The following is a 24,542-nucleotide window of genomic DNA, read 5'->3' as shown; positions in this document are numbered from 1 at the left end:
CTTAACTAAATCTATACAATTCAATCAAATTTACACGAGTTAGTGCTTCATCGTGTTCTCGCAACCCCGAAGGGACGAGGGGTATAACACTCCACACGAGGCAGTATCGTTACCTCCTATTATCAAGCATTTATTGTACCCATCTTGATAAATTTATCGACGCATTTACATCCCTATCATGATGGCTATTGCACCTAACACAACGCCACTGACGTATTTTTAAACTCCACTGTCCTTCTGGTTGAACTGAATGGTCGTATTTAACGCCGCAACATGAACAAATCTTGCTTGAGGCGAACCATTTATCAGCTTTTACATACGCAATGCCATACTTCTCGCACTTGTATGATAAACATTGAAAGAAGAAGTTTAATTTTTGAAATGAAAATGCTTTCGATAGTTTTTTGTTTTTTAACAGGTTTGAGATAGATAAGTCTTCCACAACAATCCTCATTGGTTTGGTTTTCACCAATTTAGCTGTTGCTTGATGGATATGGTTATTTCGGATATTCATAATTTTCCTAGATAACCGCAGGTGCTCAGTTTTAGCTTTTTCATATCCGGCAGATTGAATTTTTACACCTTTTTTAAATCTTCTAGACATATCTCTTTGTGCTGACTTTTTCCTTTTCAAAAGTTTTTTAACCTTGGCATCTTTGTTTATATTTCGTTCTTTCGTACCATTAGAAGCCACAAACAGCTCTTTTAAACCAACATCCACACCAATCGACTCATCGGTTAATTCTTGTGCTTCAAAGGATTCTTCGAACCCAACACTCATCCACCAGTGACGACCATCAAATGTAACTCTTGGATTGGATGGTTTTTTGTTTCTTGGTAGTTGTTGGCTTGTTTTCACTTCTCCAATAGATTGAATATGAACTACTTTCTTTCCTATAATCAGTCTTTCATAATTGGCATAAAATCCTTGGATTAAATCTTTTTTGGATTTATAAGAAGTGTGATAACCATTTTTGTACTTTTTGAACGAATGTTTTCTCGCCGTATCAAAATCTTTTGAAGCCTGTTTGGGCACTTGTGCATTAATGTCTTTTAACCACTCATATCTCTTTCGCTTCTTGATCTTTGTAAATCGTTTCTGTAAAGCTAACTGTGAAACAGATTTTCCAAATAGCTTATAGTATCTATCACTCATTCTTTTACAATAGTTATAAGCAAATCTTGCAGCACCAGCATGGTTTCTAAGCACTTGTTCTTGTTCAGGCGTTGGAATCAGTCTGACTTTCTTCGCTAATATCATCAGAATTTAACTCCTTTAATGAAAGATTTGTTCTTCTGAATAGTAGCGTGTCCCACCAGCATTCTCCTGAGACTACTAGGATGCAAACCTGTTAATTCTGATACTTGACTAACTCGTGAAAATTTCATTATTATTCTTACCTCATTAAACCCAACGTAGCACATACGTTCGATGGATTCAATGAGGTTTGATAGATTTAATTAAATTTATCTCGTTCAACTAAGGGCGCAATTCCTTAGCCAGTTCTCTTATGAACTTCTCATGTTTTCACATGAGCGCAGACTATATGTTTATCTCTTTAGAGATAGAGGATTTTTCCACCACCATAGGCTTGTGGTGTACTCTCGTCAGTTATACGAGATAGTCGTTGAACGTTCATCTTATCCATTTTGACTTAGATGATTCGAGGCGGAAGACCCATTGTTCTAGTGTTTAGGATTTAACCTTGCACCATCTGATTGATTTTTTCTGCTTTCGCGACATTCACGCTCGCTATTTCTAGCCACGTTGTAGTTCAATCAGCTTTAGGGATTGCCCGCAGTTAACCCTCACTACTAGCCAATCACTTGACTAGCAGGGCTTACTGATATATTTAATTAACTTTGGTTATAATTGGTTAAATAAATCGTAACAGTTAGTTACCCTTCCTATCTATCCTTTATAGTACACAATTTGAGTAGAAAGAACAGCTAGTGCGGGGAATTATTTCTTCTATCTATATATTTTCTTCAGCTTATCAGAAGCCATGCCACCTATAACCATTAATATAAGTGGTAAAAAATTCATCACATACGGCGCATCTGCTACAAGTGTAATGCTCGCTCCGGCGAACTTATTTAACATCCATACAACGATTTTTGTAAGAAACAAAAATACTCCTAGCATGAATAGACTATCGAAAAACACCTTCCATTTTGGATATGCTAACTGTTTACTATCTTCAATTACTTTTTGCGTCAACTCTTCATCGCTCCTTAGCAGTTCATCAATCGTAATACCGAACAAATCGCTTAAATGAATAATAATTTCAATGCTCGGATAGTTCTTTCCCGTCTCCCATTTTGAAACAGACTGCCTACTTACATGAATTTTTTCAGCCAAATCATGTTGCGACCAATTTCGTTTTTCTCGTTCTTGTTTTAAACGTTCACTAAAAATCATACTGTGTTTATCACCTCTCTATGCCTAGTATGGACAAATAACTGATGAAGAGTAAAGCGAGTTGTCGTTGCGTAGGTTGTGCAACTTGTGCGTTACAGCTTGTAATGGCGCTATGTAGTGTGTATATTTCATATGCTATGCTCCAATAATAATTTCCCGAACAATAATCGTGCCTCTTAACATTGTCGCTTTGTGTCGGTAAGTCGATATTCCATGTCGAATCGTTGATATATTTCGGAAAATAAAAGAGTGGATAACAATACGTTATCCACTCTCCCATAATTATAATAAAACCGAATCTTTATCACTATCCTGATTCCGTTTCTCTCGCTCTTCTTCTAAGCGCTTCATATAAACTTCGCCTTCTTTTTCAATAAACTCATTATCCATCTCTTGCTCTTTTTTTGAAGTATATAAAACCATGTAGCCACTTAATACGATCCCGACGATTACAAGATACACCCACCATGGTAAAGTTTCCACTGTACTTCATTCCTTTCCTTAGACAAGCCTTATTAGTTTCACTGTATGAGGAAAGAAGTGGATTTATGCTTAAAATTTATTGTGGATTCTTCGCGAAGAACGCTTGTACATATTCCATAAACTCTATTGGCTCCTGACGAAACGGTGCGTGGTATCCTTTTTCAATGATATGGAACGTACTATTCGCAAATAGCTCATGATACAGTTCACCATTTTTCCAAGAAACGCTCTTATCGTGTCGTCCCCATATAATTAAAGTCGGCACCTTAATTTTATCGGCCTCCATCGCGATACGACGCTCTCTCATTTTCGTCAACTGATCATAATGCTCTTTATCGTCGCGACTATTTTTCACTGCATTTTTATTATAATCTGTAATCTCTGTTACAGTTTGTAAGTCCGTTGATAGCGGCGGCACTTCATAACTTTCTTTTTGCTGGAAAGACTCAATCCCTGTAGAATCCGCCAAAACGAGATGCGTTACTGCATCCGGATATAAATACGCTAAATTTAGAGACATCTCTCCGCCCATCGAATGACCAAGTACTGCGAATTGATCGTACCCGAGTTTCTTCATTAACTTATAATATAAATTCACTTGCGCAGGAAACGAATACTGAAAATCAACCGGCTTCGAAGAACGTCCAAATCCTAAAATATCAACCGCTATAATCGTGTGATCCTTTACAAGTTCCGGATAAATATCACTAAACCCATCTGATGAACCACCAAACCCGTGAAGCATAAGTAAAGGCGGCTTCCCCTCACCAATTTGCTTAAAGTATATCGTCTGCCCATCAATCTGCGCCATACTCTCTTTCGTATTCAGCTTCATCATAACAGTATTTTTCACTTCTCCAACCTTCGCAATCGGCTTATCAACGAAGTTACAAACGATTAACAAAACGAGCACAATACCGCTAATCATATAAAACTTAAACCGTTTCAACATTCCCGTCTCCTTTCTCTTGTTGCTATTTAAAGTTTTTACATTTTTTGGTTGTTTTATGATTATTTTCAATTGTAACCAGCATAGTTACAATTATACTAAAAAAATATTACTCACTGCCATTAGTGATGGTTACTTTGTAACTATTATAGTTACAAACGAAAAGTAAGTCAATTATTTTATTCCATATAATAAAAAGAGCGCTGAAAAAATATCAGCACTCATCATCACTATTTACACAAAGTTGTTCCGCTATTTCCTGTACCCGTTCCATCGTTATTCCTTCTCTAAATTCCACAGCTAGAGGATGGTCTGTCGGCTCTAGTTCAATATAAGGACGAATGCCATCGGCTCTCGGATGAACCATCGTTTTCAAACTTACTGTTTCCAACTCATATGGTAAATCCGTCGAAAGCCACCCAAACATCGGCTCTAACAGTTCTTGTTTATCCCAAAATTCATTCACCTTATCAAAATTCGCTTCACTTAATGAAACCCATACACCCCATATGAAATGTTCATCTGTACCAATGATAGGAATTTCAATACTCCCTCGCATAAAGAAGTGTTCTCCATCCATCACGCATAAATCATCGTTCATTTCAAATCTATCTTCTCGCTCTTCAGGTTCAGCATCATAATAATAAATAGGAGCTGATGATCCATAGCTCGTTGGAATTTCTTTATGATATGTACCGCAGCATCTACAAGTATACCCACTTATTTTCGTCATTCTATTCCTCCATCAGTTTTACATTCATTTTAGCAAAATACTTATAAAGCGAAAATAAAAAAAGCAAGCAGTTCCAGCGATTCGCTAAAACTACTTGCTCTCCTACTTACTATCTCTATTGTTACTCTTTAATAAATTCCTTCGTACTTCTCACTGTATCAATTGGACGAACTAATTTTTCGATTTCTTCACGTTTTGGCTCTAGGAACGGAGGTAACGATAATTTTTCTCCAAGTGTTTCGTATGGCTCATCTCCCATAAATCCCGGGCCATCTGTTGCGAATTCAAATAAGATTTGTGGTGCAACTCTTGCGTATAATGACTCGAAGAAGTGACGATTTACATAACCAGATGACGGAAGCCCAACGCTACCGATTCTCTCAATCCATTCTTCTAATACAGCACGGTCCTCTACGCGGAATGCAGCATGGTGCACTGTACCAAAACCTTGTTGTGCTTCAGGAAGAACCGTATTATGTTCTACAATGACAGATGCACCGTTTCCACCTTCGTTCACTTCAAATAAATAGAATTCTCCTTCTTGCGCAATCTCTTTAAATAATAGAACTTTTTCTAACACTTCTTTGAAGAAACTAAAGTTTGCAATGCGGATAAATACAGGTCCTAAGCCAGTAATTGCATATTCTAATGGAACTGGACCGTTTTGCCACGGTGTACCTGATTCTATCCCGTTATCTAATTCATCAGAGATTAATTGATAGTGCTGATCATCAAAATCAACGAAAGAAAGAGTTTTCTTACCAAATTGCTCTTTAATTCCTGTATGTTCTACTTCAAGACGGTCAAAACGTTTCACCCAATACGCTAACGCTGCGTCAGTTGGAACACGGAATGAAGTTTTTGAAATTTCATTTGTACCGTGTACTCCTTTTGGAACACCTGGGAAGTCAAAGAATGTCATATCTGTTCCTGCACTACCTTTATCATCTGCAAAGAATAAATGGTACGTTTGAATATCATCTTGGTTTACTGTTTTTTTAACTAAACGCATTCCTAAAACGTGAGTGAAAAACTCATAGTTCTTTTCTGCACTACTTGTAATTGCTGTAACGTGGTGAATTCCTTTTAATTGGTTCATTTTATATTCCTCCAATGGTTTTTAAATTTATATTTTCTCTTCTATTATTTCTCTTCAATAGGTGCTAATTTCGCTTCAATTTCTGCTCGCTGATCTTCTAAGAACGGCGGTAAATCAAGTTTTTCTCCTAAATGTTCTACATCGCCATCAACTGTAAATCCTGGTCCATCTGTCGCAATTTCAAATAGGATTCCGTTTGATTCACGGAAATATAAGCTTTTAAAATAGAAACGGTCGATGATTCCTGAAGACTGGAAGCCTCTTTGTATCACCTGTTCTTCCCAATAAGCAAGCTCTGCATCATTTTTCACACGAATTGCTAAATGGTGAATGCTACCGCGGCCTGGCTTTTCAGTAGGACCATCTAAATATTTCACAACGATTTCTCCAAAAGCCTCTCCTTTAATGGATTGGAAAATTGCTTCCTCTTCGCTACGGCTAACCTCTGTATAACCAAACATCTCTGTAAGTGTACTCGCCATTTTATCAAGTCTACGAACTGTCATTTCCACAGAACCCATTCCTTGAATTTGATGTTCAGCAGGAACTTCTGATTTTCCCCAAGTTTCCCAGTGCGCTACTTTTTCTCCGTTTGAAACGAGTAGTACTAAGCGAAGACCTTCAGCATCCTCAAATTGCAAAGCAGGACGATTCGCATATGTTGTCATTTCACTATGTTTCACATCAAATTTCTCAAAGCGTTCTTTCCAGTAATGCAAGCTTTCCTCTGAAGGAACGAGTAATCCAATTCGAGTAATTGCATTCGTACCACGATATGTTTTTCCTACTAAAGGAATTTCAAAAAATGATAGCTCTGTACCCGGACTTCCTGTTTTATCTCCGTAAAATAAGTGATACATGGACGGATCATCTTGGTTTACTGTCATTTTCACGCGACGTAAACCAAGCACGTTTTTATAAAAATGGTTATTCTCACTTCCGTTTTTTGTAACCATTGAAATGTGATGATGCCCTTTAATTTCATACATTAGTAATTCCTCCGTTTCATTTTACTAGTCAAGTGATACCTAAAAAATAATATGCTTCTTAGCTTTTCAATTTATTCTCATTATGTTTTTGTAAATTCATCTTAGTTTTTACTGAATAAGTTACTTTGTTTTGTAAATCGAAAGCAAATGAGTGTATGTTTTTCATATGACTCAATCGCTTTCGTTACTATCACTTTACACCTCAAGTGATTAAAAAGCAAGGGATTTATCTCAAATTCGAGATATTTTTTTATTGCATAAAATTTTGGACTACAAACACAAGAAATTCTTGGTTTGGAGACATTATAAAATTCATAAGTTGATGGATGTAGGATATCGCCAGCATTAAAAAAACACGCTAAGAAGTATGCAAGGTTTTATACAGTTTTTCAACTAATTCAGTAACAAACAGAAATCTTAAAATCCCCTTCAGGATAGGAATGTATAAAAAAATGTATAGATCCATAGAACGTAAAAAGGAGGTTCCCTTGTGAGAGTAGGGTCCCTCCTTGTCCTTGCTACCGATAATGTTACGTTATATTAACTGAATGCGAATACCATATACATCCAAAAATCATAACAAATCGATCCTTCGAAATGGTACAATTAGGAAAAGGGGGAAAGGATATGTACGATTACAAATTCGTGAAAGTCGAAGTTAATAACTGGAAAGGGGAACCTAAAGAAGATTATAAGCGTATTATTGCCGAACATGCTGAAGACGGTTGGAAATTTGTTCAAATCTTTGCACCATCAATCGCAGGATACGCGCAATATTTTGAAATTATCTTCGAACGAATCAAATAACCCCTTTCGAGAACGAGAGGGATTTGCTTTGAATAACATACAAAAAGAACTGAAATATTTGGGAATCTAATTGTTCTCAATTTAACTTATAAGACAAATAAGCTAATATTAATCAACTTCCAATAATAAGAATTATGTAAATAAGCTGCCCATATGGACAGCTTATTTTATTTTTTCTGAAATGCTGGCGTTACTCAACTAAAAAGTTGATATGCTCCCATTCTAGTGGCAAGATATGTTTTATTAGTTCTTCGTTACACCCATGCGTACTTCTTAACTATTTCATTTCATTTTTAATAAAAAAACAGCCCCACTAAGCTTATTAACACTTAATGAGGCCATTCGATTCACACTATTAATTATGGAACGTCGGCTTATAGAACGAACGATTATCAAGTGCAAAGACACGTTCTGTATATTCGCCTGGTTTTGTGCGTCCTAATGCACGGTCCATCATGTTCATTTTTGCATCTAAGTTATCGATGTAGTGCAGAATTTCTGCTTCTTTTACTAATGGTGGTTTTGGGCTACCCCATTCTGCTTTTCCGTGGTGAGAAAGGACGATGTGCTGAAGGATTAATACTTCTTCTGCATCGATTTGCAGCTCGTCTGCTGCTTTACCAATTTCGTTCACCATAATAGAAATGTGGCCAAGTAAGTTTCCTTCTAACGTGTATGTTGTAGAAATCGGGCCAGATAATTCGATTACTTTACCAAGGTCATGTAAAATAACGCCTGCATATAGTAAGTCTTTATCTAACGATGGGTATAAAGCCGCAATAGCTTTCGCTAAATCAAGCATCGATACAACGTGATAAGCTAGTCCAGATACGAACTCGTGATGGTTCTTTGTCGCCGCTGGATATTCTAAAAATTCATTTTGATGCTTATTTAACAAATGTCTTGTTAGACGCTGAATGTTTGGATTTCTCATTTCAAATATGTATTGCGTAATTTTCTCAACCATATCTTCTTTTTTCACTGGTGCTTTTTCTACGAAATCCGAGATATCTGTTACTTCATTTTCATTCGCAACACGGATTTGTTTCACACGTAATTGAATACGTCCTTTGTAGTTTAAAATATCACCAGCTACTTTAACGATTGTTTCTGCTACATATTGTTTCTCAACTTCTGGCGATACGTCCCATAGCTTCGCTTCAATATCTCCACTTGGATCTTGTAAGATTACTGTTAAAAATGGTTTCCCATTGCTTGCTAAACCTTTTGTCGCTGTTTTAATTAACAAGAAAACATCGACTTGTTCACCAACTTCATATTCTGCAATTTTCTTTTTCATTCGAATTCCTCCACCATATCAATTACTTTTAGTATAGCATACTACAACTCATTTTCTTTACGCTTATGCGTTAATTTTATAATCTGTTTTTCTGTAAAATACGTTAATAAATGCGCATGGCATGTAAAGAAGATGACTTGTCTATCTTTCGCAATTTCCTTTATGAGTTCAATTGTACGATTCGTCCTTATCGCATCAAAATGCACGAAACTATCATCAATAATAAATGGATAATCATGCTCAAACGTTTTCGCTAACGCAAATCGTAACGATAAATATAACTGCTCCGCTGTCGCTTGGCTTAGTTCAGGACTGTAAAAACGCATACCGTCGTTACGTTCCACAATAAACGGTTCCGTCTCTGACGGCGAAAAGATTTTACTATATCGTCCGCCTGTTAAATAGACGAAATACTCTTCTGATTTTTGTAAAATACGAGGAAGATGTACTTCGTGATAATATTGTTTCGTTTTCGTTAACACTGTCTTCGCAGCCGCATAAGCAGCCCACTTCTTCACTTGTTCACGCACTTGCGCTTTTTTCATTTCCCATTCGTGCAATAAATCACCGTACGTACTACCTTCTTCTAAATTCGCGATTTCCATACGATGTTTCGCAATGCGCTCTGTCAATTCTTTTTCCTTTGTAAGACAGTTTTGCGCAGCTGTCAGTTCTTGCTTTAATTTTTCCTCATAACCGTCAGCCTCATAATGTTCAGCTAATGATAAACTCGTTAAACGCTGTTCTAACAGATCAATTTGCGGTAATAAACGCCCTACTTGTTTCTCAGCATCTTCACGTTTTTCTGCCAGCTTACCTGCTTCTAAAAACATCTCTTCATCTGTAGAATGTGCGATATGCCATAAACTATCTCGTTCTACTAACAGTTGTTTCAATTGCTCTTGCATGAACTCATATTCTTCTTGCCATTCCGCAAGCTTCTCTTTTCGCTGCTTACAAGTTTGGCGCTTTTCTTTCTCATTTTGCATACGACTTTGTGCCTCGTGCAACTTACTATACTCCGCACTACCGATAACAGTTTCTAGTTTATGTTCAAATTGCGAAATCATTTCATATAATGAAGATTTCCGAGCGCCTTGTTTCTCTAACTCACGATATAATTGCTGCATTTTTTCCATACGCTCAAACGCTGGCAATATGTGCGCATACGTGTAAAAATCAGGGAACGTATAGCGCATTTTATACACATCTACTTGTTCGCTAATGCGGAACGTTTCTCGCTCCCATTCCTCATATGATGAAACGACTTTATCATACGCTCGCTCCATTTGCTGCAACTTATACGACTCACGTTCAAATAGCTTACGAACCTCTTCATCTTTTTCTAACTCATAGCGCACAGACATCGCTTCTTCACTTTGCCTCCCGCCAGCACTTTGCTGAAGAGTAAGAAGTTCTTCTTGTAATCCACTTGACGGATCTTTATATAAAACAAGGGCAAGAACAATCCCTACAAAAATAATGACACTAATAAATAAGAGTAAGCGGTTATCTATAAATAAACTCGTGAATAAAACAAGCGTGTTAATAAGAAGTAACAGAAGACAAACTCTTTGCCACTGCTTTTTCTTTTGCACTGCCGCTCCTGCTTTTTCCTCATACTTGCGCTTCATTCTCTCTGCGCCCATACCGATAAACGCCGCATCTTGGAACGACTTCTCTTTCTCCGCTAACGCATTTCGCTCTTCATCCGCTAACATTTGCTGCTTAATCTGTCTTATGTTTTCTTCTTGTTCTTCTAATTGCTCCTGTGCTACTTTAAAACGATCATCAAGCTGTACTTTTTGCGTTTCTAATTCACGTGCCTTTTGTACTGTTTGCGTAATCAATTCTTTCGTTGCCAAACTCATATCAAACGAAAGGACTGTTTCTTTTTCAAAAGTAGCACCAATTTGCTGCTCTAGTTCTGCCAGCTCTTCTTTTATATTCGTAATCGTTCCTGTCATATCACGCATTTCTTGGCGTGCATTTTCGTAAGACATATGCTGCATACGAAGTTCTTCCACGTAACTTTCTTTTTGTAAAAACGCTTCATCTATTTGAATCGATTCAATTTCCGATTGCACATTCTCTATTTTTTTATGGAGCGAATCAACTTGTAATTGGAGCGGCTCCATCTTCGCCTTAATCGCTTCATAACGCCCCATCCCGTTTACAGGGAACTGCCCGCTCTCGTTTTGTAACACTTTCTCATGCGCACGCTTTTCAATAACGAGAGGTTCAAGCGCTGCTAATATTTCATAATCTTGCTTTCGCTTTTCTGCACTCTCTTTTTCCACGCGAACAGAAGCAAGTTTCTCTTCACTTTCTTTTAACTGCTCCACTTGCTTTTCATACGTGCCAATTTTCCCTTGCCACTCTTTCATCTTCTCTTCAAGCTTCTTCATTTCTTGCAGTGACACGTTAATTTCTGGTTTACGACCACTCGGCTTAAAACGCTGATCCATTTCTTTTTCTAACTTTTTATCGAGCTGCAACAACGCATCGCTTCCGACTGCGCTTGCCGAAAATAAATAATTTCCGATATCCGCTTCGCCTAGCTGATGAATATTTTGAAGACCGTGCATATCAAATGAAAAGACAGATTCAAATAAACTTTCATTCATCCCGCTTACTATATCGTGTAAAATTTCCTCGTTGCCCGTTTTCCCGTCTTCAAAATACACGGTCACCTCGCCAGCTGCCGTCTTTGGCAACCGTTCAATTTTCAAACGGCCGTACTTCTCTGTTTGCACAGTCATCGCACCGCCATACTTGCCGCCTTCTTTCGGCTCATAACGGCGCTGTCCTCTCGTCGGAAAACCGAATAAAATACTTTTCATAAATGAGCGAATTGTCGATTTCCCCGCTTCATTTTCACCGTACAACACCGTCAGCAATGACAGATCCATTTCCACATTTTCTAATTTTCCGTACCCATAAATATGGAGTTTTTCAATTCTCATTTCTTATCCCTCTCTTGCTGGAATAATTGCTCTAAAATAATATTTTCCGCTTCCTTTTGAATCTCTTTCTTCTCTTCTTCTGTAAAAGATTCAATACTATTACGCGCTACAGGAGATGTCCAAATCGTGCGCAACACGCCGTCCATATTAGTGAAAGCTTCTAACTCTTTTAGCACACTACCGACGAAATGATTTTCCTCTTTCAAACGCTCGATTTCCGCAAAAGAAACCGTCTCATTTTTCCACTTCATCGCATATACGAAGTCTTTTCGCTCTTCGCCAGCTGCTAAAATATGAAAAATCTCTTCCACACGTTTTTCATCACGTAAATAAGGAGAAAGTGGGCCCTGCCCTGTAAATATGACAGTTAGTAGCGTCCCTCCCTCTTCTCTTCGGCACGCATTCATCGTACTTGATGCTGCCGTCATAAGGTCATCGACAGTTTCAAGCTCATCAATATTTACTTCTATCTCATCCCATACAACATCCGCCGTATGGAAAAATGAACATTGCGTTCCTTGTTTCGTAAGTTCAATAAGATACGCACCCTTTTCCCCTGTCTCCTTACGATGACGCCCTTGTATATTCCCTGGATAAATAATGCACGGCTCTTCTGATAAAATTTCACGTTTATGTATATGGCCAAGAGCCCAATAATCAAACTGCTTTTCTTTCAGCTCACGAATTTGAAACGGTGCATAGCGATTATGCTCTGCATCCCCTTCCACACTTCCGTGAAGCATGCCAATATGAAAAGGCGCATCACTCATTTTCGTATACTGTGCTGTCATATTATCCGTTACCGCTTGCTGCAAATAACTAAACCCGTAAATAGAAGCTAATAGCTCACCATTTTTATAAAATGATTTCTCTTCTACATAAGGCTCCGTAAACACATGAACATTTTCCGGAAACTCAATTGCTGCCCAACTTCCTCCTAAATGATCGTGGTTACCGTGAATAATAAAAACAGGGATATCGTACTGCGACAGTCTCTTCATTTGCTCGCGCACAAACACTTGCGCTCTCAAACTTCTCGTCTCCGCATCATACAAATCCCCGGCTAATAATACGAAATCAACGCGCTCTTGAATCGCTTTATCAACAATACGCTCGAACGATTCAAACGTACTCTGCTTCATTCTCTCCCAAACAGACTGCGCAACATTCATTTCCATCCCTTTAAACGGACTATCCAAATGCAAATCAGCCGCATGTATAAACTTCACTTGTTTCACAAATAACGATCCTTTCTATCTTTCAAAAGTTTCATTTTATCAAAATTAAAATTGCTGAAAACTAATAATCATCGGGAATGAATAACTCCCCGATGATTAAAGTTTCACCTTATTGTAACACGCAATGTCATATATTTCTTTGCATATTCTAGTGATTTATGCCAAAATAGTTATAAGATTCTGATTTTTATTATTGGAGGGAATTTTCATGGGAGTATACGTTCTAACAGTCTTTGAAAAAGATGGTTCAAAAGCATTAGACGAATCATTCGAGGCGGCAACTGAAAAAGAAGCGAAAGCAAAAGGTGAATCTATTTTACAAGAAAAAGGATTGCACGAAAAAACACATCGCTGTACATCTTCTGCAGGTAAGCTCGTTTTATTCCAGCGCTAAAAAAAGAAGCGTCATCCGCTTCTTTTTACTCTACTATATCTTCGTCACACCACGTAAACACCACATCTAGAATGCGATTACCGATACGTACGCGCTTATTCCATTTTCCTGTTTGGATCTGATGTTGCAATTCTGCTTTCATCTTTTCCGTCCAGTCGTGAATCGTTTCACTACCGTTGTACGGATATACGCTCGGAAACTCTTCCTGCAGTAGATGCAAGCTCTCTGCATCAAAATGAAAATGGAAGAAGTAGTTTGCTGTAAGCGATGGTTCTTGTAATCGTAAAAAATGATCATCAACTTGCTTTCTATTCCTATAGAAAGTAAAGATATTCACTTTACCGCTCGTAATTTGGTCAATTTGAATTTCGTGCTTCTCTATAATCACGTCTTGCCCACCTCGTTATATACTATCCTTAGTATATATGTCTTTTGCAACAAAGTTAACCATTTTCGCGCGAAATTCATTTCCTTCATTATATTACCTGTACCTCCAAGTACAATCAGAACAAATAAAAACAAAGTTGAAGGGGAGCGATCACATGTATTTCGGAAGCAAAGGTTGGTATGTTAAAGAACTGAAAAAATTAGGTATCCGTACTTATGAAGGTAAAAAACTAGAATCTTATCGTACACATATTTTATCTAGTTTACTTGAGAGAATGAAGAAAGCTTCGGCTTAATAGAAGAAGGAAGCAACAATTTGTTGCTTCCTTTTAATTTTATTTAGTAAACAAAAACTGGAATCATTATAAATTAACAATCTACCTTTACTATTATACTTTCTTGATAAAAACCATCTGATATCAACTGAACTTTTATTATCAAATACTCTTCCAGATGATTATTCGTATATATTTTAAACTCTCCATACTCATTAACCCGTCTACATCCAACAAGCATATCGCCGCTCGTTATGACAACTGTTGCATAAGGTTCCGCATGGCCCGATACATAATTATCACCATATTTCACAACATCTATCGTTATTTTCTCATGAATATTACTAACTGAGTCTATATATTTCTTTTCATACAAATTAGCATTTAGTTCTTCCGCCCTCAAAAACACCCGATTCCTGCTAACCTTTTCTGAAGAGAATGCAACATTTCCCAGCCAACTAAACCTATCAAATGTAGTAATAGGTAGAAACATCTAAGCTAACTCCCCCATTCTTTCTTCTCGTTTTTATCGACTACAATCTTTTGATGAACTTACAGTAATACGTTCTATATTAAGATAAAAAAATATCTTTTTTTCTATTCAATTTCGCACTGTTAATTTGTACAGAACACATAGAATACTGGTTTTCACCCCAGATGTAATGACAACACTACACAAAAGAAACCAAGGTCCATTAAATGTAAATCCATCTTCAAATATATTAATAATAATTATGTTGCCAATTATTAAGAGAACCCATGAAATGGAAAACTGTTTTCCATTTGTCATATATAAAATTTCATCCTCATAACAGACTGTAATTCCCCCACCTTGCCAAACACCAATAGCGAAAGAAAAAAGCGTAACTGCCAGTAACTCTGCTTGTAAATCCCTAGTCATTGGTTGCGGCGCCATATAAGTAATAATCCCTATCATCATGAGAAAAGTTATAATATCTATCCAGTTTAATTTTCTTTGTTTGCTTTGCAGCCAAATAAAGAAAATTAATACAGAAATTAAAAGCAAAGTTTCCATTTACTTATTCTTCTTCCTTTCCTACATTAGAAACGCCTGTAATTGTAATACAATTACAATGTTCTTAAATCTCTCATACTTTCTGAAGCATAACACGAGAAAGAAATAAAAAAATCGTACAAAAGGGCAAGCCTATAATGTACGATTGGGCATATATAATGTTTTAAAAATGAATTAACTTCCTTTCAATAGATACAGCTACTGCTTCTGACCGTGAATTAACACCTAATTTATTGTATATATTTGTTAAATACGCTTTTACCGTTCGCTCAGCTATCCCCATATCGAATGCAATTTCTTTATTCTTATATCCGCGCGCAATGGCTTTTAACACAAACAATTCTTTTTCTGTTAAATTGTTTCCTTCAACCTTATCAGTATGTATTTCTTTCCTTTTATAGTTCACTATCTTTTCCATAACATTTGATTGTAGTAAAATCTCACCTCGAATAGCCGCTTCTAACGTTCGAAACAAATTCTCACGATCCGTATCTTTTAGCAAATATCCTTTTGCTCCTAACTCAATTCCCTTTAACATTAATTCATCTTCATTATAAGTAGTTAATATGATAATCGGCGTATGGTTTTGTTTTTTATTCAAAGCCTCAATTGTTTCTAAACCACTCATTTTAGGCATATTCAAATCCATTAAAATGACATCAGGTTCCTTTTTCTCTATGAAAGAAAGAGCTTCTTCTCCATTTGCAGCCTCACCTATAATTTGAAATGAATCACTCGTTTCTATTATTAATTTCAGACCTTCTCTTACAACGAAATGATCATCTACAATTAATACATTATGCTTCATGGCTATCTCCTTCTTTATTTATAGGCACTTGAATATACACTTTCGTACCTTTCATCTTTTCACTCAATATATGTATTTCTCCCTTAATCAATCGAACACGCTCATTTAGACCAATTAAACCATAATGTCCAGGATTCTTACCGATATATCTAGTGTCAAAACCAATTCCATTATCTTCAACTTCAATAGTAAGTTGTTCAAGATCACTGATATATTCAACTTTTAAATGTACATCTGTGGCCTGTGAATGTTTTGCGATATTCGTTAAACATTCACTAATTACATATAAACAGTGCTCTTTTACTAAGTTTGAAATATGTGGGGGACTTTGAATAGTAAATCTCACTTGTATAGATGTAGCCTCAGAAAAACGTTGAATCTCTTCCTCTACTGCTTCATTAAATGAATTAGTAGTATGACGCAAATCATCAATAACCAACCTTGCATCATGTAGAGTTTGTCTCGCCCTTATCATAGTTTGTTTCATGATCTCTTGAGAGCGTCCTGTATTCCCTTTCTGCATATGGGCATCTATTGCTTCCAATTGCATAATTAAACTTGCTAGACCTTGCGCTAACGTATCATGTAAATCTCTTGCCATACGCTGCCTTTCATTAGCTAATGTCAATTCTTCCACTCTCATATATGCAGACTCTAACTCTTGAATATAGCTCTGTATACGATTACGTGCATCAAATTGCTGCTTATTAATATAAGAAAAAGGAATAATAATTGCTAACACTAAAAGAAACATAGAGATAAGAATAGCTAATTTATTCACACCATAATTAATACTAATTGCAGCACAGAATATTGCATACATAAGAGTAAAAACTGCCATTACTTTAAATATATTGTTATAAACATATAAACTTTGGGCGATTAAAATAGGAGTTAATCCAACAAAAATCGCTATCGAAGCATTTGTCGCAATAAACGCAGCCAAAAACACAATGAAAAGTTGTATAAAAAAGAAGTACAACAATTGCCTATTTTTTAATGAACTCGCATACCAATGAAAAATAGTATGAATAACAATGACTATTGTAAAGAAAAAACTATCCATAGAGAAAATATTATTACGAAATTCTAAAAGTATTGAAGCTATATATACGAGTGTAATCCATAAAATAATAAACCTTCTTGGAATAAATACCACTTCCAATACATTTGCATCCAAATCTATATTTAAACTTATTTTTTTCATATCTGACCTCCACCATTACATTATACAAGATGCAACTTACATTTTGATAAAGTGAAGGCTTTTACATACAGCCCGACTCCCACAAATAGCGGGATAAGTCACTTATTCCTCTTCATCCTCATTACCAAATGCAAATATGAATTATTGTATATCGAAATTCATTGATGTTTATGTAAGATTATTATTCAGCAATCCATACAATGCTACATAATTAATGTATATTTTAAAAGTTTGCACAATCAAAATCTCCTCAAAGTATAAACGACGACTTTCTGTTCCCTTTTATTTAGTGCTAATGAAATAATCATTTAAACTGAAAATGCTATAATAAACCCAATCAAACTAAGGGGGAACATTTATCTTGCACGGAAAACACATTCAATTTCATGAGTTTGGGAACCCAAAAGATGTATTACAAGTTAAATATAAAAATATAGAATCATTAAAAGATAATGAAGTTTTCGTTCGTATGTTAGTTAGGCCGATTAATCCATCTGACTTAATTCCAATAACCGGAGCGTACGCTCATAGAATCCCTTTACCTAACATACCTGGTTATGAAGGTGTTGGTATTGTAGAAGATGTTGGCGCGGGCGTTACTAGAGACCTTATCGGTAAACGTGTTTTACCGTTACGAGGCGAAGGTACTTGGCAAGAATATGTGAAGACATCAGCTGATTTTGTAGTCCCTATTCCTGATTCCATCGATGATTTCACAGCGGCACAAATGTATATTAATCCCCTTACGGCGTGGGTTACTTGTACAGAAACGTTAAACTTACAGAGTAATGACATTTTATTAGTAAATGCTTGTGGATCCGCTATTGGTCATCTTTTTGCGCAGTTATCACAAATTTTAAACTTCCGATTAATTGCTATTACAAGAAATAATAAGCATACAGAAGAATTACTGCGCCTTGGTGCTGCATATGTAATTGATACTTCCACTGCCCCTCTTTATGAAACTGTTATGGAATTAACAAACGGGCTCGGTGCGGATGCTGCGATTGATTCTATCGGAGGACCGGATGGAAATGCATTAGCTTTCTCCTTACGTCCAAACGGGCACTTTTTAACAATCGGTCTTCTATCAGGCATACAAGTGAACTGGGCAGAGATTGTCACGAAAGCAAAAGTGCACGCGAACATATTTCATTTACGACATTGGAATAAAGAAGTGTCACCATATAAATGGCAAGAAACGTTTCGTCACTTAATTCGCTTAGTGGAAAATAAGCAATTACGTTTTATGAAAGTACATTCAACATATGATTTAGCGGATGTGAAAACAGCGGTTGATGTCGTGCAGTCTGCTGAGAAAACGAAAGGAAAAGTGTTTTTGACGAGTTATTAAATGCAAAAGAAGAAGTCTTTTTGATTGACCTTTTAAATAGACTAAATAATACGTTTAGAAACATATAATTGTAAGTATCTGGTATAATTCTATTAAAAGGTAAAAGGAGATTTTCACATGTGGCTAATCACGGCAATCGCGCCTGTTGTAATAGTTGGTGGAATTGTAGTATTTGTAATTAAAAGATTAGAACATAAATACAATAATGGAAAATTAGGTAAGAAAAAATCTCAAAAAGCTCAACTGTTATTAGATAGTTTAATACCTATGGGAATGCTTGTTGGCTGTATGATTGGTTTGGTTTTCGGTATGTTTTTTCCGGATTTCTCACTGCTTTCCATTAGTTTAGGATCTGGAATAGGCTATTTATTTGGTTTTTTTGCCTATGAAATTTATTGCAAGACAGGAAAAAACTTTTCATAATCCAAAAAGAATAAGCGGGACAGTACATAGTCGTCATATAAAATATGTACTGTCCTTTATTTTTGCATCAACGTTATCATCTTACCTTCCACATCCTATACACCTTTTTTATTGATTTTCCTCTCCCCCCTCTTTTGTATATCCACTTTTTTATTTTCATTGGATCTATACCCATAGTAAAGTAGAGCACATGTAATAACTGAACCTACAATATATCCTAAAAAACATCCTAACCAAAACATAATGTGACTGCCTCCATTCATTATAAATTTTATGTAATACAACTCTTTACATGCTCAATCATTTATTTCTATAAACTATACACCCTCTAAAGTTATTCATACCATTATTTCTCCCCTTACCTCAAATAACAATTTTATTATTTATCATAAAGTTAACACTCTCGTTAAACATATATAAAGATTGTTGTATTTCTTACTTTTCTCCTTGAAAACAATATATACTACATTTGAAATAAGCGGGTACGTCTGCTTATTATCTAAATTCCCGTGCAATACCCCCTCACGAAATGCTAGGAGCAATCCTAGCATTTTTTACAATAACGTTTTGCCCATTTTAAACATATGTACAATATAACTTTTCAGCTTATCATTTTAGCGAGTTAGTACATTCGCCATCATCTTATTTTTTGTACTTATAATACGCCATCCACTCTTCTTCATTTTAACTGTAGTCATGAAACAAAAAAATCCCCTCAAAGCATCAACTTCAAGGGGGAGCCTGTTTTTTACTTACTTATATACGTACAGCTGTACCACTTACAGCAACCATTAACATTCCATCACGAACAACTTCATAATCTACGTCAATACCAACGATAGCGTTCGCACCTTTTTGTTTTGCAAGTTCTTTCATTTCATCCATTGCGATATCACGAGCTTCTTTTAGCTTGCTTTCATAAGAACCAGCACGACCACCGACAACATCACGAACAGAAGCGAATAAGTCGCGGACAATATTTGCACCCATAATAGCTTCACCATTTACAATATCAATATACTCAATAATTTCTTTACCTTGAATTCCAGACGTTGTTGTTACAATCATGACTGACACTCTCCTAATAAGTTGTAGTTTTAATTAGCTTTCTTATGTCTTTATTATGACATGGAAAAAGTAACTAATCTATTGAATTACCTTACAGGAATGTGACAGTTTTGTAAGAATAAAACACGCATTATGTTTAATTTTAATAAAGCGCTTTAATGTTGGGATACATAAAAGATTCTCTATTTTCTTTCCAGTCCTTTTCTACTTCTTTAAAAGTTGGTCGCCCTAATTCTTCATTGTTTTTCTGTTTACGAAACCATTTCTTCACATACTGATCTCCATTTTTATTTTGAACCGTACAAAGGAAGCTATTACTACTATCCTTTACTATTTTTACAATCACGAAAAGACACCTCTTCCCTTTTAAATAACAGAATAGAACTTGATCTTTTACTATAAGCCCTTCCTCTCTTATAGTCATACGACTCCTCGGCCGCGCCAAAGTTGTAAGATCAAAAACGATATTCACTATGTTTACATTTTTCATCATTGATATGTGAAGTACATATTATTTAAAGAAATCGGAGTTATACGCATTATGCTTATCAAATATTTTATAGATTTCTAACTTATCATCTAATTTTGCATCTACTAAAATTAATATATTTCCATCGTAAATGTATTCTTCATATTTTTTAGCATGTTCTTCAGGAATTCCTAATCCGATAAATGCTCCTATTAAACTTCCAGCTCCTCCGCCAATACCGGCTCCTCCAATAGCTGCTGCGATAGGTCCCGCTGCTACGATTGGACCCATTCCAGAAACGGCAAGTATACCAAGACCTGTTAATAAACCACCGAGTCCGCCTGCTACTCCTCCTGCCACAAGCCCTGTCGCTGAAAAGATATCCGCTTTATGTGCAGTTTCATGATTCACTTTTTCACCCGATTTTTCTTCCAAATGTTCAATTTCCTTTTGATCCTTCGCAATAGCTGAAATATTATCCGCCGAGTATCCTTTATCATTCAATTCATTAATAACACATGCCGCATCATCAATTGTTCTAAAAACACCTACTATTTTTCTATCTACATTCATAACTATTAACCTCCTAAAGTTTTATATAATGTATCTTTATCTTTCTTCATTTCTGTATACACTAATCTTCTTATTAACATAACCATTTACGAAAAAAGCGAATAATAAAAGGATTACAAGCGAACTACTTAACAAGTAAATTAAATCAAATGTAATATCAATCATCATTTCATTCATGTATACCAGACTCCTTTTTATTTAAAGTAAAAGTATTATTTTTATAGACTAGAAATCTTATAATTCATCTTCAGTCAATCTCTTTGTAGTATATGTATACCCTTCGTAACCCTTTCTAAACGTAAAAATACTATAATTATATTTTTTCTTATTTATATGTTTAACATTTTTTAAAACGGGTATGTTTATATTGTTATGCTTACTATATGGAAAGGAATATTTCGATGAATGCAATCCAATCTACTACTATTCTTTATAATGAAACACCTACAATAACGCAGATTCATCATTTTTATGCTTTAATGACAACATTTCAAACTAATTTATTTATAAGTAAACATGGAACACTTACTTCTATTAAAAGCTTAAGCACATTAATATCCTTTTTCCTTACTGTAAAAAAGAGAGAGCTTGTATTATTTGTCTTTGAAGGAATAGATGCAAAAAAAGCTTTAAGAACACTCTTTCCTTCTTAAAAGTTTTATGATTCCCCTATTCCCTCGATCGTTACTTTTCATATATGTTTTTATATTTCAAAATGATTTCCTCTATTAAAAAAGAACCCCCTAATACAATAGGGGGATTTCTACTTTGGCCTTATGAAAACTGATATAATATATATTACGTTTTTCATTCTTTACAATTGAAAACTTTGAATAACCTTGAAGGTAGGAATTTTTAATGACATCGAAAGCAAAATTTAGTATTCGCTACAAAATTATGGCTGGTTATTTAGTTATCATTTTGTTCTTGCTTATCTCTTTCATTATGTTAAATAATGAGATTTCTAGTTTACAAAAATCTCGTAATTTTATTATTGATCACGATTTTAAAGTTCTTAATTTGACGAATCAAGTGGAGAAAGAATTGCTAACAATTGAAAATAAAGCGAAAGGATTTATCACTTCTAATGATGCAAATTACGTTCAATCTCTTAACGCTGCGGAAAAGGATTACGAAAAACATTATCAAGATCTTTTGGCTCTATTAGAGGATAACCCCTCTCAGCAAGAAAAATTAAAACAGATTAATAAAAACATTACTAGTTGGATTAATAAAGAGATTCACCCATTAATTACAAATCATAATAGTAATAACGTACAAGCAATCGATACGACTCAAATTCAGTCATTACAATCGCAGATAACTAACTTCCGTGGTGTAGAGGAGCAACTAACGAAAAAAAGAGCTGCACAATTAGATACTGAAAATAATAAATTAGAGATTTGGTTATACAGTTTATTGTTCTTACTTTCTTGTATTTCTATTATCATTTCACTCTATATTTCGAATTCCATTACAAAAACGATTAAAAACGTAATTCAAGTTATTAAATCCATTTCTTCGAAAGAAAAAATTACGGAAAGAATTCATGTAAACACGCGGGATGAAATAAAAGATCTTGCTTATACAACGAACCATCTACTAGACGAAATATCTAAAAGAGAGTGGTTACAAACCGAGCTTGCAGAATTAATTTTAATGTATCAAGGTGTACCTTCTATTGAGATGTTAGGTAACAAAATTCTTAGTGGAATTATACAAAAAACGCAAACTTCTTGCGGTGCATTCTATGTACGTGAAGAAATTGAAGACACTGTCTACTATGTGAAGAAAGCTTCTTTCGCCGATCAAGGTTCTGATGTTGGAAAACAATCCATTAAAATGGGTGAAGGTTTAATTGGGCAATGTGCTTTAGAAAAACAAAGCTTTATTCTTCGAGAAATACCAGAAGAATTTCGTTATGTCACTAGCGGCTTATTAGAAATACGCCCTCAAAACCTACTGGTCGTCCCTATCTTATTTGAAGATGAAGTGATTGCAGTAATGGAGTTAGTAAGTGTAACTGAGATTTCAGACTTACATCAAGATTTAATTCAACAAACTGTTGATAACCTAGGTTTAACGATCCATAGTATTATGGGACGTATGCGAATTCAAACTCTTTTACATGAATCACAAGCAATGACAGAAGAGTTGCAAGTTCAATCAGAAGAATTACAAACGCAAGCTGAAGAACTACAAATGCAAGCCGAAGAATTAAGAACAACGAATGAACAATTAGAGTCTAGAACGGAAGAGGCCGAGCAAAAGACAGCTGACTTACAAATTACTAAATCAGAATTAGAAGAAAAAGCAAGTGAGTTATTACGTAGCTCAAAATACAAATCAGAATTCCTAGCAAATATGTCACATGAATTACGCACACCGTTAAATAGTATTTTACTATTATCTGAAATGTTAAGAGAAAATCATGATAATCATTTATCCGATGATGAAATTGAATTAGCAACCGTTATTCATTCATCTGGGAAAGATTTACTTACTTTAATTAATGACATACTAGATTTATCTAAAGTAGAAGCCGGGAAACTAGATGTGATTTTTGAAGCAACGAACATAAGTGATATGGCAGCAAATATGCAGCAAAACTTTTTACATATAGCTGCACAAAAAAATGTTGAATTTACTATTGAAGATAGTGATACGATTCCTGATTTATTTTATACAGATGCAAAACGGCTTGAGCAAATTATTAAAAACTTATTATCCAATGCATTTAAATTCACGGAAAAAGGATCTGTCTCTTTACATTTCGATCCGATAGAAACAACCAATTTGAGTCATGATATGCAGTCTATCAGTCATGATTGGATTACAATTTCAGTAGAAGATACTGGTATTGGTATTGCTAAAGAACAGCACCAACTTATTTTCGAAGCCTTTCAACAGGCAGATGGAGCAACGATTCGGAAATATGGTGGTACAGGCTTAGGTTTATCTATTTGTAAAGAGTTTGCTAGATTATTAGGTGGTTGGATTACGTTAGAGAGTAATGTAGGAGAAGGCAGTACTTTCACCATATATATCCCTAACCTTCCAAATGGGTTAACTGATATACAAGTATCCAATTTAGAAGTCGCAGCAACGATAGAAGATGTTATTCCTGCTGAAGTTATTGAGGAAACTATCGTGACGCCAGAAACAAATAACGTCTTCCAAGAGAAAACTATTTTAATTGTCGATGATGATCATCGAAATATATTTGCATTACAAAATGCATTAGAAAAACAACATGCCAACATTATTACTGCACAAAACGGCATAGAGTGTTTAGAAATACTAAAAAACAATACAACTATTGACCTTATTTTAATGGATATTATGATGCCGAATATGGACGGTTATGAAACGATGGAACATATCCGAATGAACTTAGGGTTACATGAAATACCTATTATTGCATTAACTGCTAAAGCAATGCCAAATGATAAAGAAAAATGTTTATCTGCTGGCGCTTCAGATTATATAAGTAAACCATTAAATTTACATCAACTCTATTCGGTAATGAGTGTATGGTTAATAAAATAAGTGAGGTTTAGTT

The 24,542-nt window shown here is 35.4% G+C and carries 26 protein-coding genes; 7 read left to right on the top strand and 19 right to left on the bottom strand.

Translation table 11 applies throughout. The annotated features are described in order from the left end of the window. Positions 1-130: 130 nt before the first annotated feature. From J0835_RS05445 to J0835_RS05415, 7 genes are all read right to left on the bottom strand, one after another. Positions 131-1,261, bottom strand: coding sequence for an RNA-guided endonuclease InsQ/TnpB family protein (locus J0835_RS05445; RefSeq protein ID WP_144537688.1), 1,131 nt, complete (start codon positions 1,259-1,261; stop codon positions 131-133). A 711-nt stretch (positions 1,262-1,972) separates the two neighbouring features. Then, entirely contained in the window at positions 1,973-2,422 is a 450-nt protein-coding gene (locus J0835_RS05440) for a helix-turn-helix domain-containing protein (protein ID WP_087979693.1), read from the bottom strand. 282 nt (positions 2,423-2,704) lie between these two features. Beyond that, entirely contained in the window at positions 2,705-2,905 is a 201-nt protein-coding gene (locus J0835_RS05435) for a sporulation YhaL family protein (RefSeq protein ID WP_000449229.1), read from the bottom strand. Between the two features lie 76 nt (positions 2,906-2,981). Continuing rightward, on the bottom strand, positions 2,982-3,857 hold the full coding sequence (locus tag J0835_RS05430; protein WP_087979692.1) for an alpha/beta fold hydrolase: 876 nt from the start codon (positions 3,855-3,857) through the stop codon (positions 2,982-2,984). Between the two features lie 211 nt (positions 3,858-4,068). Further along, on the bottom strand, positions 4,069-4,587 hold the full coding sequence (locus J0835_RS05425; RefSeq protein WP_087979691.1) for a DUF2199 domain-containing protein: 519 nt from the start codon (positions 4,585-4,587) through the stop codon (positions 4,069-4,071). Between the two features lie 121 nt (positions 4,588-4,708). Further along, positions 4,709-5,686: a ring-cleaving dioxygenase gene (locus J0835_RS05420; protein ID WP_087979690.1), complete on the bottom strand. Its 978-nt coding sequence runs from the start codon at positions 5,684-5,686 to the stop codon at positions 4,709-4,711. Between the two features lie 44 nt (positions 5,687-5,730). Further along, the gene (locus J0835_RS05415; protein WP_087979689.1) at positions 5,731-6,675 is read right to left on the bottom strand and encodes a ring-cleaving dioxygenase; all 945 of its coding nucleotides are present in this window, start codon (positions 6,673-6,675) and stop codon (positions 5,731-5,733) included. Positions 6,676-7,302: 627 nt separating this feature from the next. Between J0835_RS05415 and J0835_RS05410 the strand changes: the two genes are divergently transcribed. After that, positions 7,303-7,482 carry a DUF4177 domain-containing protein gene (locus J0835_RS05410; RefSeq protein ID WP_000272495.1) on the top strand — a complete coding sequence of 60 codons (180 nt, stop codon included), beginning with the start codon at positions 7,303-7,305 and terminating at the stop codon, positions 7,480-7,482. 355 nt (positions 7,483-7,837) lie between these two features. On the opposite strand, the gene yhaM is transcribed toward J0835_RS05410, so the two are convergent. From yhaM to J0835_RS05395, 3 genes are read right to left on the bottom strand one after another with little or no spacing between them, the layout of a single operon-like run. After that, positions 7,838-8,782, bottom strand: coding sequence for a 3'-5' exoribonuclease YhaM (gene yhaM / locus J0835_RS05405; protein ID WP_000726645.1), 945 nt, complete (start codon positions 8,780-8,782; stop codon positions 7,838-7,840). 41 nt (positions 8,783-8,823) lie between these two features. Further along, the gene (locus tag J0835_RS05400) at positions 8,824-11,748 is read right to left on the bottom strand and encodes an ATP-binding protein (RefSeq protein ID WP_087979688.1); all 2,925 of its coding nucleotides are present in this window, start codon (positions 11,746-11,748) and stop codon (positions 8,824-8,826) included. Further along, positions 11,745-12,986 (bottom strand): metallophosphoesterase family protein, encoded by a 1,242-nt coding sequence (locus J0835_RS05395; RefSeq protein WP_087979687.1) that lies wholly within the window; start codon positions 12,984-12,986, stop codon positions 11,745-11,747. Before J0835_RS05395 ends, J0835_RS05400 begins: the two co-directional genes overlap by 4 nt. 208 nt (positions 12,987-13,194) lie before the next feature. Between J0835_RS05395 and J0835_RS05390 the strand changes: the two genes are divergently transcribed. Next, the gene (locus J0835_RS05390) at positions 13,195-13,380 is read left to right on the top strand and encodes a YhzD family protein (protein ID WP_000539550.1); all 186 of its coding nucleotides are present in this window, start codon (positions 13,195-13,197) and stop codon (positions 13,378-13,380) included. Between the two features lie 25 nt (positions 13,381-13,405). On the opposite strand, the gene J0835_RS05385 is transcribed toward J0835_RS05390, so the two are convergent. Next, positions 13,406-13,768 (bottom strand): hypothetical protein, encoded by a 363-nt coding sequence (locus J0835_RS05385; protein WP_000582797.1) that lies wholly within the window; start codon positions 13,766-13,768, stop codon positions 13,406-13,408. A gap of 154 nt (positions 13,769-13,922) precedes the next feature. On the opposite strand from J0835_RS05385, the gene J0835_RS05380 reads away from it, so the two are divergent. Further along, positions 13,923-14,063, top strand: a complete 141-nt coding sequence (locus J0835_RS05380; protein WP_000273535.1) for a YflJ family protein — start codon at positions 13,923-13,925, stop codon at positions 14,061-14,063. A 73-nt stretch (positions 14,064-14,136) separates the two neighbouring features. Here the strand turns inward: J0835_RS05380 and J0835_RS05375 are convergent, their stop codons facing one another. The 4 genes from J0835_RS05375 to J0835_RS05360 all read right to left on the bottom strand — a co-directional run bounded on the left by J0835_RS05375 (position 14,137) and on the right by J0835_RS05360 (position 17,093). Next, positions 14,137-14,535: a hypothetical protein gene (locus J0835_RS05375; RefSeq protein WP_087979686.1), complete on the bottom strand. Its 399-nt coding sequence runs from the start codon at positions 14,533-14,535 to the stop codon at positions 14,137-14,139. Positions 14,536-14,643: 108 nt separating this feature from the next. Continuing rightward, entirely contained in the window at positions 14,644-15,078 is a 435-nt protein-coding gene (locus J0835_RS05370) for a hypothetical protein (RefSeq protein WP_087979685.1), read from the bottom strand. Between the two features lie 163 nt (positions 15,079-15,241). Then, positions 15,242-15,886: a response regulator gene (locus J0835_RS05365; protein ID WP_087979684.1), complete on the bottom strand. Its 645-nt coding sequence runs from the start codon at positions 15,884-15,886 to the stop codon at positions 15,242-15,244. Continuing rightward, positions 15,876-17,093: a sensor histidine kinase gene (locus J0835_RS05360; protein WP_087979683.1), complete on the bottom strand. Its 1,218-nt coding sequence runs from the start codon at positions 17,091-17,093 to the stop codon at positions 15,876-15,878. Before J0835_RS05360 ends, J0835_RS05365 begins: the two co-directional genes overlap by 11 nt. A 358-nt stretch (positions 17,094-17,451) precedes the next feature. On the opposite strand from J0835_RS05360, the gene J0835_RS05355 reads away from it, so the two are divergent. Together J0835_RS05355 and J0835_RS05350 are read left to right on the top strand one after the other, a co-directional pair. Next, positions 17,452-18,447: a zinc-dependent alcohol dehydrogenase family protein gene (locus J0835_RS05355; RefSeq protein WP_087979682.1), complete on the top strand. Its 996-nt coding sequence runs from the start codon at positions 17,452-17,454 to the stop codon at positions 18,445-18,447. Positions 18,448-18,564: 117 nt separating this feature from the next. Next, a complete protein-coding gene (locus J0835_RS05350) occupies positions 18,565-18,870 on the top strand; it encodes a hypothetical protein (RefSeq protein WP_087979681.1) in 306 nt (101 codons plus the stop codon). Between the two features lie 756 nt (positions 18,871-19,626). Here the strand turns inward: J0835_RS05350 and J0835_RS05345 are convergent. From J0835_RS05345 to J0835_RS05330, 4 genes are all read right to left on the bottom strand, one after another. After that, positions 19,627-19,938, bottom strand: coding sequence for a YbjQ family protein (locus J0835_RS05345; protein WP_000637510.1), 312 nt, complete (start codon positions 19,936-19,938; stop codon positions 19,627-19,629). 142 nt (positions 19,939-20,080) lie between these two features. Then, positions 20,081-20,284: a DUF4028 family protein gene (locus tag J0835_RS05340; RefSeq protein WP_140386687.1), complete on the bottom strand. Its 204-nt coding sequence runs from the start codon at positions 20,282-20,284 to the stop codon at positions 20,081-20,083. A 165-nt stretch (positions 20,285-20,449) separates the two neighbouring features. Continuing rightward, a complete protein-coding gene (locus J0835_RS05335; protein WP_001100080.1) occupies positions 20,450-20,980 on the bottom strand; it encodes a general stress protein in 531 nt (176 codons plus the stop codon). A 36-nt stretch (positions 20,981-21,016) separates the two neighbouring features. Further along, complete coding sequence (locus tag J0835_RS05330) at positions 21,017-21,157, bottom strand: hypothetical protein (protein ID WP_001004564.1); 141 nt, start codon at positions 21,155-21,157, stop codon at positions 21,017-21,019. A 224-nt stretch (positions 21,158-21,381) separates the two neighbouring features. Here J0835_RS05330 and J0835_RS05325 point away from each other — a divergent pair, with 224 nt between their 5' ends. Then, positions 21,382-21,633 carry a hypothetical protein gene (locus J0835_RS05325; protein WP_048561747.1) on the top strand — a complete coding sequence of 84 codons (252 nt, stop codon included), beginning with the start codon at positions 21,382-21,384 and terminating at the stop codon, positions 21,631-21,633. A 205-nt stretch (positions 21,634-21,838) separates the two neighbouring features. Continuing rightward, complete coding sequence (locus tag J0835_RS05320) at positions 21,839-24,529, top strand: ATP-binding protein (protein ID WP_087979678.1); 2,691 nt, start codon at positions 21,839-21,841, stop codon at positions 24,527-24,529. Positions 24,530-24,542: the final 13 nt, after the last annotated feature.

This window comes from Bacillus cereus group sp. Sample62 (assembly GCF_036851315.1).
GTDB classification, from domain to species: Bacteria; Bacillota; Bacilli; order Bacillales; family Bacillaceae_G; genus Bacillus_A; species Bacillus_A wiedmannii.
Note: the sequence above shows the minus strand (reverse complement) of the source record. Positions and strands in the feature narration are given on the sequence as shown.

What these genes read in the sequence shown, in the direction of transcription:
- J0835_RS05420 (WP_087979690.1), bottom strand. Translation starts at nt 5,686, where the DNA reads ATGAACCAATTAAAAGGAATTCACCACGTTACAGCAATTACAAGTAGT.
- J0835_RS05375 (WP_087979686.1), bottom strand. Translation starts at nt 14,535, where the DNA reads ATGTTTCTACCTATTACTACATTTGATAGGTTTAGTTGGCTGGGAAAT.
- J0835_RS05330 (WP_001004564.1), bottom strand. Translation starts at nt 21,157, where the DNA reads ATGAATGAAATGATGATTGATATTACATTTGATTTAATTTACTTGTTA.
- J0835_RS05350 (WP_087979681.1), top strand. Translation starts at nt 18,565, where the DNA reads ATGTGGCTAATCACGGCAATCGCGCCTGTTGTAATAGTTGGTGGAATT.
- J0835_RS05380 (WP_000273535.1), top strand. Translation starts at nt 13,923, where the DNA reads ATGTATTTCGGAAGCAAAGGTTGGTATGTTAAAGAACTGAAAAAATTA.
- J0835_RS05360 (WP_087979683.1), bottom strand. Translation starts at nt 17,093, where the DNA reads ATGAAAAAAATAAGTTTAAATATAGATTTGGATGCAAATGTATTGGAA.
- J0835_RS05430 (WP_087979692.1), bottom strand. Translation starts at nt 3,857, where the DNA reads ATGTTGAAACGGTTTAAGTTTTATATGATTAGCGGTATTGTGCTCGTT.
- J0835_RS05370 (WP_087979685.1), bottom strand. Translation starts at nt 15,078, where the DNA reads ATGGAAACTTTGCTTTTAATTTCTGTATTAATTTTCTTTATTTGGCTG.
- J0835_RS05425 (WP_087979691.1), bottom strand. Translation starts at nt 4,587, where the DNA reads ATGACGAAAATAAGTGGGTATACTTGTAGATGCTGCGGTACATATCAT.
- J0835_RS05320 (WP_087979678.1), top strand. Translation starts at nt 21,839, where the DNA reads ATGACATCGAAAGCAAAATTTAGTATTCGCTACAAAATTATGGCTGGT.
- J0835_RS05335 (WP_001100080.1), bottom strand. Translation starts at nt 20,980, where the DNA reads ATGAATGTAGATAGAAAAATAGTAGGTGTTTTTAGAACAATTGATGAT.
- J0835_RS05325 (WP_048561747.1), top strand. Translation starts at nt 21,382, where the DNA reads ATGAATGCAATCCAATCTACTACTATTCTTTATAATGAAACACCTACA.
- J0835_RS05410 (WP_000272495.1), top strand. Translation starts at nt 7,303, where the DNA reads ATGTACGATTACAAATTCGTGAAAGTCGAAGTTAATAACTGGAAAGGG.
- J0835_RS05415 (WP_087979689.1), bottom strand. Translation starts at nt 6,675, where the DNA reads ATGTATGAAATTAAAGGGCATCATCACATTTCAATGGTTACAAAAAAC.
- J0835_RS05445 (WP_144537688.1), bottom strand. Translation starts at nt 1,261, where the DNA reads ATGATATTAGCGAAGAAAGTCAGACTGATTCCAACGCCTGAACAAGAA.
- J0835_RS05440 (WP_087979693.1), bottom strand. Translation starts at nt 2,422, where the DNA reads ATGATTTTTAGTGAACGTTTAAAACAAGAACGAGAAAAACGAAATTGG.
- yhaM (WP_000726645.1), bottom strand. Translation starts at nt 8,782, where the DNA reads ATGAAAAAGAAAATTGCAGAATATGAAGTTGGTGAACAAGTCGATGTT.
- J0835_RS05345 (WP_000637510.1), bottom strand. Translation starts at nt 19,938, where the DNA reads ATGATTGTAACAACAACGTCTGGAATTCAAGGTAAAGAAATTATTGAG.
- J0835_RS05365 (WP_087979684.1), bottom strand. Translation starts at nt 15,886, where the DNA reads ATGAAGCATAATGTATTAATTGTAGATGATCATTTCGTTGTAAGAGAA.
- J0835_RS05390 (WP_000539550.1), top strand. Translation starts at nt 13,195, where the DNA reads ATGGGAGTATACGTTCTAACAGTCTTTGAAAAAGATGGTTCAAAAGCA.
- J0835_RS05400 (WP_087979688.1), bottom strand. Translation starts at nt 11,748, where the DNA reads ATGAGAATTGAAAAACTCCATATTTATGGGTACGGAAAATTAGAAAAT.